Below are 9,456 nucleotides of genomic sequence, written 5' to 3'. Positions count from 1 at the left end.
GTTGCTCCGGAAACGGAACCCCGAGGCCGGAAGCACGTCTTAACGGGTGTACACAGGAGGGACCATGAAGACCACCGCCCTTATGACCACCAGTCCTCGTCAACGTCGCATCACCTGGGGCTTCGGCCTCGCGATCGGCATCGGGATGATCGGGTTCGGGCCCCTCTTCGCGTCGCTGTGGCCGGGGTTCGACCACAGCCCGTGGGACGTCAACACGATGTTGCTCGGACTCGGCGTGGGGCTCTGCACGATCGCGTACATCTTCGGGCGGATCGCCGTCGCGGCGGTCACCGAGGGGCGCCGCAACGCGGTGACCCCGCCGACCAGGAGGGCCTACTTCGTGGCCGGCGGGGGTTTCGTCGTCGCCGCGCTGTGCCTGGCGATCGCGATCGCCGGCTGAGCGAGCAGACCGAGCGGGTCAGCTGACCAGCTCGGTCACCCGTTCCCGCAGCTCGGCCAGCCTGGCCCGGCCGGACGCACGGGCGGACTCCAGTCCGGCCGTGACGGGCTCGACCACCTCCAGGTACGCCTTGAGCTTCGGCTCGGTGCCGGACGGTCGCACGATCACGCGCACGCCGTCGGCCGTCCACCGCAGCACGTCGGCGCCCGGCAGCAGGTCCTCGGACGCGAAGTCCGCCGGCGGGTTCGCCCGCAGGCGGGACATCGTCGCGCCGATCAGGCTCAGGTCGGTGTAGCGCAACGACACCTGGTCCGTCAGGTGCAGGCCGTGGTCCACCGCCAGCTGGTCCAGCGCGTCCAGCAGCGTGCGACCGGAGGCCTTCAACCCGGCGGCGAGGTCGGCGGCGACGACCGCGGCCGAGATGCCGTCCTTGTCGGCGACGTGCGCGGGGTCGACGCAGTTGCCGAGCGCCTCCTCGTAGGCGAACACGAGACCTTCGCCCGCGCGCGCCAGCCACTTGAAGCCGGTCAGCGTCTCCGCGTACCGCGCGCCGTGTGCGGCCGCGATCGACTTCAGCAGTGACGACGACACGATCGTCGTCGCCACCAGCGGGTCCGTGGAGTCGGTGGTGGACAGCACGAGCGAGCCGAGCAGCACGCCCGTCTCGTCCCCGCGCAGCATCCGCCACGTGTCGCCGTCCTTGACGCCGAGAGCGCACCGGTCCGCGTCCGGGTCCAGCGCGATGGCGAGGTCCGCGTCCACCGACGCCGCGAGGGCGAGCAGTTCGTCGGACGCGCCCGGCTCCTCCGGGTTCGGGAACACCACGGTCGGGAAGTCCGGGTCCGGCACCGCCTGCGACCGCACCACGTGCACGTCGGTGAAACCCGCGCGCCGCAACGCTTCCACGGCGAACGCGCCACCGACGCCGTGCATCGGCGTCAGCGCGATCTTCAACGACCGCGTCTGGCCCGTGGGCAGCTGCGCCACGCGGTCCAGGTAGGCGTCGACCTCGGCGTCCGAAACCGTGCTGTACGAAGCGTTTCGCGGCACGGACACCGCCGCCGGCACCGACTCGATCGCCTTCTCGATCTCGCCGTCCGACGGCGGCACGATCTGCGAACCACCGGCCAGGTAGAGCTTGTAGCCGTTGTCCGCGGGCGGGTTGTGCGACGCGGTGATCTGGATGCCCGCCACCGCGTCGTGCGCCCGCACCAGGTAGGCCAGCACCGGCGTCGGCAGCGGTCCGGGCAGCACCCGCACGTCGAAGCCCGCCGCGGCCATGACCTCGGCGGCGGCGACGGCGAACTCCTCCGAGCCGTGCCGGGCGTCGCGGCCGACGAACACGATGCCCCGCGCCGCCCCGAGCCACGACGCCAGACCGGCGGTCGCGCGGACGACGGTGGCGACGTTCATGCCGTTCGTGCCCGCTCGCACCGGCCCGCGCAGACCGGCCGTGCCGAACGTCAGCGGCCCCGCCATCCGGTCTTGGAGGTCCTCCAACGCGGCGGGGTCACCGCCCATCGCCCGCGCCAGAACGCTTTGCAGCTCCTCGCGGGTGGCCGTGCTCGGGTCGTCGGCGATCCACCGGAACGTCGCGTCACGCAGGGCCGGCGCCAGGCTCATGCGCGGTCCACCAGCTCGCGCAGCAGCGTGCCCATGCGCTCGGCCGCGGCGGCACCGGCGTCGAGCACCTCCTGGTGGTTCAGCGGCTCACCGGTGATGCCGGCCGCGAGGTTCGTGACGAGCGACAGCCCGAACACCTCGACTCCCTCGGCACGCGCGGCGATGGCCTCGTGCACGGTCGACATGCCGACCAGGTCGGCGCCCATCGTGCGCAGCATCCGGATCTCGGCGGGCGTCTCGAAGTGCGGGCCGGGCAGGCCCGCGTACACGCCCTCCTCCAGCGAGGGGTCGATCTCCTGCGCGAGCTTGCGCAGCCGCGGCGAGTACAGGTCCGTGAGGTCGACGAACCGCGCGCCGACCAGCGGCGACAACGAGGTCAGGTTGAGGTGGTCGGAGATCAGCACCGGCTGCCCGACGGACATGCCCTGCCGCAGGCCACCGGCGGCGTTGGTCAGCACGACCGTCGACACGCCCGCGGCGGCGGCGGTGCGCACGCCGTGCACGACCTTCTGCACGCCCTTGCCCTCGTAGCCGTGGGTGCGGCCGAGGACGACGAGGACCTTCTTGCCGCCCACCTCGACGGAACGGATGGTGCCGCCGTGGCCGAGCGCGGTCGGCGCCTCGAAGCCCGTCAGCTCACCCACGCCGATCTCGCTGACCGGCTCGCCGATCACGTCGGCGGCGGGCCGCCAGCCGGAGCCGAGCACGATGGCGATGTCGTGCTTCTCGATGCCGGTGCGGCTCTGGATCTCTTCCGCGGCCTTGCCGGCCAGCTCTTCTGGAGTCACCGCGAGAGCTTAAACCGGGGCGAACGTCGAGGCGATCGCGTCGAACAGGCGCGCCCGCGCCTCGTCCTCCTGCTCCGTGGGCACCACCACTTCGACGACCCACAGGTCGCTGCCGTAGGGGAGCACGCGGGAGAAGTGCGACCGCCGTGACGTCGTGGGCTCGTCGCCCTCGACCGTCCGGTAGATGAACTGGACGCTGTCCTCGAACCGCGGCCCGGGGAGGTTCGGCGTCGGCACCTTCTCGCCGCCGAAGAACCGGCCGGGCCACCGCGCCTGCACGCCGGAGAAGTACGTCTTGAGGTCGCGCTTGGGGTAGAAGTCCGGGAACCGGTGCACGGCCGCCTCGTACGCGCCGCTGCCCGACACGAAGTGCACCACCGCCGACGCCGGCAGGCGCGTGTCCGCGGCGCGCTGCTCGGCGTAGGTCGTCCAGCTCTCGTCGACGTTCAGCGTGAACTTGCCGCCCTGGTCGCCGTTCGCGCTCACCGCGGCCGCTGTCCTGGGTTCCAGCGTCGCCGACGTCGGCAGGGTGGGCAGGGTCTGCGTCGTCTGCCGGGCCGGCGGCAGCAGCGTGGCGCCCGCCGCGAGCCTGGTCAGCGCGAACCCGCCGCCGGAGCCCGCGACGAACAGCAGCACGGCCGCGACCAGCACGAGCACCGAGGCGACGCGGCCGCGTTCCCGCGGCGGCAACGGCTTGGTGACCAGGAACGGCAACGGGCCGGGGTCGTCGGCCAGCGGCGCGTCCGGCTCGATCTTCGGCTTGGGCCGCACGACCACCGGCGGCGCCACCGGCTCGCGCACCTCGAACGCGTCCGTGCCCGGCTCCGGCAGCAGCGCGTAGACCTGCCTGCGCACGTCGACGAGCGACATCCGCTCCGCCGGGTCCTTGCGCATCAGCCCGCTGACCACCGGCGCGAGCCGACCGGCACCCGCGGGCACCGGCACGTCGCCGTTGATCACCGCGTTGATGGTCTGCATGACGTTCTTGCCCACGTACGGCGGCTCACCGGCCATCGCGGCCCACATCGTCGCGCCGAGCGACCACCGGTCGGCCGCCTCCGACACGTCACCGCCCTGCGCCACCTCGGGCGCGATGTAGGCGGGGGTGCCGAGCGTGATGCCGCGCGCGGTCATGGTGGCTTCGGCGACGTTGCGCGCGATGCCGAAGTCGGTGAGCTTCACCCGGCCGTCGTCCGCGATCAGCACGTTGCCGGGCTTCACGTCCCGGTGCGTGATGCCCGCCCGGTGCGCGGCCGCCAGCGCCGACGCGACCGCGTCCAGCACCGCCGCGCCCTGCTTCTCGGTGAGGCAGCCCTGCTCCTGCAGCACCTCACCGAGACTGCGCGACGGCACCTGCTCCATCACGACGTACGGGTCGCCCTCGTGCTGCACCACGTCGTAGAGCGTCACCACGTTCGGGTGGGAGAGCGCGGCGACGGCCCGCGCCTCGCGCATGGTCCGTTCCCGGAGCTCGTCGGCGGCCACGTCGGGCATGCCGGGCGGCCGCAGGATCCCCTTGACCGCGACCTGGCGGCGCAGCACCTCGTCGTGAGCGGCCCACACGGTGCCCATCGAGCCCTGACCGAGCAGGTGCAGCAGCCGGTATCTGGCCGCGATCAAGCGCTCCTGGTCACCGTTCTCCACCGGTTCATCATTCCTGAGACACTCGGAGGGGCTTCACTGCATCGTTAACGGCGGTGAACCTCACATAGCCGTGCCGGTACCGCTCGGTAACACTGCAACGCATGATGGAGTTGGCCTTGCCCGCCGAATTCCGCCCGAACGAGTTCCCCTCGGCGTCGAGGGAACAGTGGCGTGACCTGGTCGACGCCGTCCTGACCAAGACCGGCGCGAGCTACGACTCGCTGGTCACCAAGACGTACGACGGCATCGAGCTGCAGCCGCTGTACACCCTCGACGACGCCCTCCCGCCGTACGCGCTGGTGCCGGCGAAGCAGGGCTGGGACGTCCGCCAGCGCCACTCCGTGCCCGACCCGGTCGCTCTGATGAACGACCTGGAGGGCGGCGTCACGTCGCTGTGGCTCGCCGTACCCGCGGCCTCGCTGGAAGGCCTGCTCGACGGCGTCTACCTCGACCTCGCGCCGATCGTGCTCGACGGTTCCGTCGACGCGGCGCGCGCGATGCTGCGGATCTACGACCAGGCGCCCGTGCTGGCGTCGGACGTGCGCGGCAACCTCGCACTGACACCCTCGGGTGAAGCTCTCGACGTGATCCGGCAGGCTCGCGCGCAGTTCCCGGGCCTGCGGACCGTCGTGGTGGACGCGCTGCCGTTCCACGACGCGGGCGGCTCGGACACCGAGGAGCTGGGTGCCTCGCTGGCCCTGGCCGTGTCGTACCTGCGCGCCCTGACGGACGCGGGCCTGTCGGCGCCGGAGGCCTTCGCGCAGCTGGAGTTCCGCTACGCCGCGACGGCCGACCAGTTCACGACGATCGCCAAGCTGCGGGCGGCCCGCAGGCTATGGGCGCGCGTGGCCGAGGTGTCCGGTGCCGGCGAAGCTGTGCAACTGCAGCACGCAATCACGTCGTCGGCGATGATGACCCGCCGCGACCCGTGGGTGAACATGCTGCGCACGACCGTGGCCTGCCTGTCCGCCGGTCTCGGCGGCGCCGACGCCGTGACGGTGCAGCCGTTCGACGCGGCGATCGGCCTGCCGGACGAGTTCGCGCGCCGGATCGCCCGCAACACGCAGAACCTGCTGCTGGAGGAGTCGCACCTCGGCGAGGTGATCGACCCCGCGGCCGGGTCCTGGTACGTGGAGCAGCTGACGGAGTCGCTGGCTTCCTCGGCCTGGGCGTGGTTCCAGGAGCTCGAACGGGCCGGTGGCCTGCCCGCCGCCGGGGAGCTGGTCCGGTCGCGGATCGCGGAGACGTGGGCCAGGCGGTCGGCGCGGCTGGCGGACCGCAGCGACCCGGTCACCGGGGTCAGCGAGTACCCGAACCTCGGCGAGAAGCCGGTGGTCCGCGACCCGGCGGTCGCGCCGGACCCCGCCTCCGGAATCGATTCCGACTCGCAGGCCCCCTGGGGGGATCCACCCCCCATCCCAAGCCTCTCAAGCGGGTCTGACAGTTTCGGGCTGCCGCGGGTGCGGTACGCACAGGCCTTCGAGGAGCTCCGCGACCTCGCCGACGCCCAGCCGGAACGCCCGCAGGTCTTCCTCGCCACCCTCGGCCCGGTCGCCGCCCACACCGCCCGCGCCACCTTCGCCGCCAACCTCTTCAACGCCGGCGGCTTCGCCACCCCGAACGCGGGCCCGACCGGCTCGCCGGGCGAGGTCGCCGAGAAGTTCAAGGCCAGCGGGGCCAGGATCGCCGTCCTCTGCGGCAGCGAGTCGAGCTACGCCGACCAGGCGGTCGAGACCGTCGAGGCCCTGCGCGCAGCCGGCGCCGAACGGGTGCTGCTGGCGGGCAGGAAGACCGACGCGCGGGTCGACGGCCAGGTCTACGCGGGTTGCCCGGCACTGGAGATCCTCAACAGCACCTACGCGCACCTGGGAGTGGAGCGATGATCCCCAACTTCGCGGACATCGACCTCGGCCCGCTCCCGTCGGCCAAGTACGAGACCGACCTCCCCGCCTGGGAGACGCCGGAGGGCATCGCGGTCAAGCCGGTCTACGGCCAGTCCGACGTGGACGGTCTCGACTTCCTGGAGACCTATCCCGGCATCGCGCCGTTCTTGCGCGGTCCGTACCCGACGATGTACGTCAACCAGCCGTGGACCGTGCGCCAGTACGCCGGGTTCTCGACGGCGGAGGAGTCGAACGCCTTCTACCGCCGCAACCTCGCGGCCGGGCAGAAGGGCCTGAGCGTCGCCTTCGACCTCGCCACCCACCGCGGCTACGACTCCGACCACCCGCGCGTCGCCGGTGACGTCGGCATGGCCGGGGTCGCGATCGACTCGATCTACGACATGCGCACGCTGTTCGACGGCATCCCGCTCGACAAGATGTCCGTGTCGATGACGATGAACGGCGCGGTGCTGCCCATCCTGGCCCTGTTCGTCGTGGCGGCGGAGGAGCAGGGGGTGAAGCCGGAGCAGCTCATGGGGACCATCCAGAACGACATCCTCAAGGAGTTCATGGTCCGCAACACCTACATCTACCCGCCGCAGCCGTCGATGCGGATCATCTCCGACATCTTCAGCTACACCAGCCAGAAGATGCCTAAGTTCAACTCCATCTCGATCTCCGGCTACCACATGCAGGAGGCCGGGGCGACGGCCGACCTGGAGCTGGCCTACACGCTCGCGGACGGCGTCGAGTACCTCCGCGCGGGCAGGGAGGCCGGGCTCGACGTGGACGCGTTCGCGCCGCGGCTCAGCTTCTTCTGGGCCATCGGCATGAACTTCTTCATGGAGATCGCCAAGATGCGGGCCGCGCGCCTGCTCTGGGCGAAGCTCGTCAAGGGCTTCGACCCGAAGTCGCCCAAGTCGCTGAGCCTGCGCACGCACTGCCAGACGTCCGGGTGGTCGCTGACCGCGCAGGACGTGTTCAACAACGTCGCGCGCACGTGCGTCGAGGCGATGGCCGCGACGCAGGGGCACACGCAGTCGTTGCACACCAACGCGCTCGACGAGGCCCTCGCGCTGCCCACCGACTTCTCGGCGCGCATCGCCCGCAACACGCAGCTGCTGCTCCAGCAGGAGTCCGGCACCACGCGCGTGATCGACCCGTGGGGCGGCAGCGCGTACGTCGAACGCCTCACCAACGAGCTCGCGGCCAAGGCGTGGGAGCACATCACCGAGGTCGAGAAGGCCGGCGGCATGGCCCGCGCGATCGACGAGGGCATCCCCAAGCTGCGCATCGAGGAGGCGGCGGCGCGGACGCAGGCGCGCATCGACTCCGGCCGTCAGCCCGTCATCGGCGTCAACAAGTACCTCGTGACCAGCGACGAGGAGATCGAGGTCCTCAAGGTCGACAACGCCGGCGTGCGCGCCCAGCAGCTCGAGAAGCTGCGCCGCCTCAGGGAGGAACGCGACCAGTCCGCTGTGGACAGTGCGCTGGCGGCGCTGACGAACGCGGCGGGCGGCGGCGGCAACCTGCTGGAGCTGGCCATCGACGCCGCCCGCGCCAAGGCCACCGTCGGCGAGATCTCCGAGTCGCTCGGCAAGGTCTGGGGCCGGCACTCCGCCCAGATCCGCACCATCACCGGCGTCTACCGGCAGGAGGTCGGCCAAGTGTCCAACGTGGACGCCTGCCGCGAGGTCGTCGAGACGTTCGCGGAGGAGGAGGGCCGCCGCCCGCGCATCCTCGTCGCGAAGATGGGGCAGGACGGGCACGACCGCGGCCAGAAGGTGATCGCCACGGCGTTCGCGGACCTCGGCTTCGACGTCGACGTCGGCCCGCTGTTCCAGACGCCGGAGGAGGTCGCGCGCCAGGCCACCGAGGCCGACGTGCACATCGTCGGCGTCTCCTCGCTGGCGGCCGGACACCTCACGCTCGTGCCCGCGCTCAAGGAGGAGCTCGTCAAGCTCGGCCGCGAGGACATCATGATCGTCGTCGGTGGCGTGATCCCGCCGCAGGACTTCGAGGAGCTGTACGCGGCGGGCGCGTCGGCGATCTTCCCGCCCGGCACGGTGATCGCGGACGCCGCGAAGGACCTGCTGGTCAAGCTGGCAGCGCAGCTCGGCCACGATGCCTAGGACGATCGACGTCGCCGAGTACGCGAAGGGCGTGCTCGGCGGCAACCGGGGCGTGCTCGCACGGGCGATCACGCTGGTCGAGTCGACGCGCGCCGACCACCGCGCGAAGGCGCAGGAGCTGCTGGTCGAGCTGCTGCCGAAGTCGGGTGACGCCATCCGCGTCGGCATCACCGGCGTGCCCGGTGTCGGCAAGTCGACGTTCATCGACGCCCTCGGCACCGCGCTGACCGGGCAGGGGCACCGGGTCGCGGTGCTCGCCGTCGACCCGTCGTCGACCCGCACCGGCGGCAGCATCCTGGGCGACAAGACGCGGATGCAGCGGCTGTCGGTCGACGAGAACGCGTTCATCCGGCCGTCGCCGACCTCCGGCACGCTCGGCGGCGTCGCGCAGGCCACCCGCGAGACGATCGTGCTGGTCGAGGCCGCGGGCTTCGACGTCGTGCTGGTCGAGACCGTCGGCGTCGGGCAGTCCGAGGTCGCCGTCGCGAACATGACGGACTGCTCGCTGTTCCTGACGCTCGCGCGCACCGGCGACCAGCTCCAGGGCATCAAGAAGGGCATCCTGGAGCTCGCGGACGTCATCGCGGTCAACAAGGCCGACGGCGAGCACGAGCTGGACGCCCGCAAGGCCGCGCGCGAACTGGCCGGGGCGCTCAAGCTGCTGCGGCCGCCGGACGCGGTCTGGCACCCGCCGGTGCTCACGTGCTCGGGTCTCACCGGAACCGGCCTCGACGAGCTCTGGTCCCGAGTGCTGGAACACCGGCGGACCCTGGCGGACGCCGGCGAGCTGGACGAGCGGCGCCGCCGCCAGCAGGTCGACTGGACCTGGATGATGGTCCACGACGAGCTCCGGCGGCAGGTGCGCGACAGCGCCGCCGTGCGGTCCCTGACCCCCTCCCTGATGGAGAAGGTGCGGTCGGGGGAGCTCACCGCCACCCTCGCCGCGGAGCAGATCCTGACCGCGTTCCAATCGGACTCTCGGTAGG

At 71.7% G+C, this 9,456-nt stretch carries 7 protein-coding genes; 4 read left to right on the top strand and 3 right to left on the bottom strand.

All coding sequences use genetic code 11. The features are described from left to right. Positions 1-64 precede the first annotated feature (64 nt). Complete coding sequence (locus tag VF330_RS16075) at positions 65-400, top strand: hypothetical protein (RefSeq protein WP_330852399.1); 336 nt, start codon at positions 65-67, stop codon at positions 398-400. An 18-nt stretch (positions 401-418) separates the two neighbouring features. Here the strand turns inward: VF330_RS16075 and VF330_RS16070 are convergent, their stop codons facing one another. The 3 genes from VF330_RS16070 to VF330_RS16060 are packed head-to-tail and all read right to left on the bottom strand — an operon-like array spanning position 419 to position 4,455. Then, entirely contained in the window at positions 419-2,023 is a 1,605-nt protein-coding gene (locus VF330_RS16070) for a phospho-sugar mutase (protein WP_330852398.1), read from the bottom strand. Continuing rightward, positions 2,020-2,811 (bottom strand): purine-nucleoside phosphorylase, encoded by a 792-nt coding sequence (locus VF330_RS16065; RefSeq protein ID WP_330852397.1) that lies wholly within the window; start codon positions 2,809-2,811, stop codon positions 2,020-2,022. Before VF330_RS16065 ends, VF330_RS16070 begins: the two co-directional genes overlap by 4 nt. 9 nt (positions 2,812-2,820) lie before the next feature. Beyond that, entirely contained in the window at positions 2,821-4,455 is a 1,635-nt protein-coding gene (locus VF330_RS16060) for a serine/threonine-protein kinase (protein WP_330852396.1), read from the bottom strand. Between the two features lie 101 nt (positions 4,456-4,556). Between VF330_RS16060 and VF330_RS16055 the strand changes: the two genes are divergently transcribed. The 3 genes from VF330_RS16055 to meaB are packed head-to-tail and all read left to right on the top strand — an operon-like array spanning position 4,557 to position 9,455. Beyond that, positions 4,557-6,338 (top strand): methylmalonyl-CoA mutase family protein, encoded by a 1,782-nt coding sequence (locus tag VF330_RS16055; RefSeq protein WP_330852395.1) that lies wholly within the window; start codon positions 4,557-4,559, stop codon positions 6,336-6,338. Beyond that, positions 6,335-8,470 (top strand): methylmalonyl-CoA mutase, encoded by a 2,136-nt coding sequence (gene scpA, locus VF330_RS16050; RefSeq protein ID WP_330852394.1) that lies wholly within the window; start codon positions 6,335-6,337, stop codon positions 8,468-8,470. Before VF330_RS16055 ends, scpA begins: the two co-directional genes overlap by 4 nt. Then, positions 8,463-9,455, top strand: coding sequence for a methylmalonyl Co-A mutase-associated GTPase MeaB (meaB, locus tag VF330_RS16045; protein WP_330852393.1), 993 nt, complete (start codon positions 8,463-8,465; stop codon positions 9,453-9,455). The genes scpA and meaB overlap by 8 nt, the downstream gene beginning before the upstream one ends. Position 9,456 lies beyond the last annotated feature (1 nt).

Source organism: Lentzea sp. (genome assembly GCF_036380075.1).
In the GTDB taxonomy this organism is placed as follows: Bacteria; Actinomycetota; Actinomycetes; order Mycobacteriales; family Pseudonocardiaceae; genus Lentzea.
This window is presented reverse-complemented; position numbering and strand designations above follow the sequence as displayed.